This window comes from Luedemannella flava, from assembly GCF_039528515.1.
Lineage (GTDB): Bacteria > Actinomycetota > Actinomycetes > Mycobacteriales > Micromonosporaceae > Luedemannella > Luedemannella flava.
Map to the genome: position 1 here is coordinate 1 of NZ_BAAALT010000234.1, position 984 is coordinate 984.

At 74.5% G+C, this 984-nt stretch carries 1 pseudogene; it reads right to left on the reverse strand.

Features of this window, described 5'->3' with window-relative positions:
- Nucleotides 1-534, reverse strand: a pseudogene (locus ABD211_RS27580) (hypothetical protein); the annotation flags it as partial.
- Nucleotides 535-984: the final 450 nt, after the last annotated feature.

Here is a 984-nt window from a genome sequence, read left to right on the forward strand (position 1 = left end):
GTCGCCGTAGCCGCCGCGCCCGGCCGACCCGCCCCGCTCGCCATGGCCGCCCCGCTCGCCATGGCCGCCGCGCTCGCCATGGCCGCCGCGCTCACCGAAGCCGCGCTTGCCGCCGTCCCGGTCGCCGAACGACTGCCTGTCGCGGTAACCGCCCCGGTCACCGGAGCCACCGTCGCGCCCGCCGCCGTAACCGCCCCGCTCGCTCGATCGGCCGTCGCGTCCCGCGCCCTGGCCGTCCCGACCGCCACCGTAACCACCGCGACCGCCGGCACCACCGCTTCGACCGGCGTAGCCGCCGTCCCCAGAACGCCCGTCCCGGCCCGCGCCGAAGCCGCGTCCGCCGGAGCCGCCCGCCGAGCCCGAACCCCGCCGATCGCCGTAGTCACTGCGACCGCCGCTATTGCGGCCCCGGCCGCCCGCGTCCCGCGCGCCGCCACGACGCTCGTCGCGGTCCCGGCCCGGACCGGCTCCCCGGCCCTGCGCCCCACGGTCGTCGCGGTCGCGACCCTCCGCGCCACCAGACTCTGCGTTCACGAATCAATCCTTCCTGACCAGCGCGGGCTCCGACGGCGGAACCGAGGCGACGCCGGACAACGGCGCCCATGTCTGCCGGGTAACCCGCGCGGCCACCAGCAATCGCCCACCGCGCGACCTCACCAGCCGTCCCGGTCAGAACATGACGAAGGGCCGACCCCGTAGGGCGGCCCTCGACGGAAGACTCGACGGAGAGTTGTCCAGCGGCGTCCTAACTCTCCCACACCACCCCGCCGCAACCGTCGCCGCCCCGTCCACCATCGCCACTCCGGCGCGCGCTTGCGGTACGACCGTGCCTGGCGACCTCTGGCGGGTGGTAGTGATCTTCAATAGCCCATGTTTGGACGGTTACGGGCGTCGTCGCGCGCTGTGTTTCCCACGTGACTGGCCTACCGTTGGTGTTTCCCGGGCGGTCCGGACGCGGGCGTATATGAAAACGCCCTCAGCCCC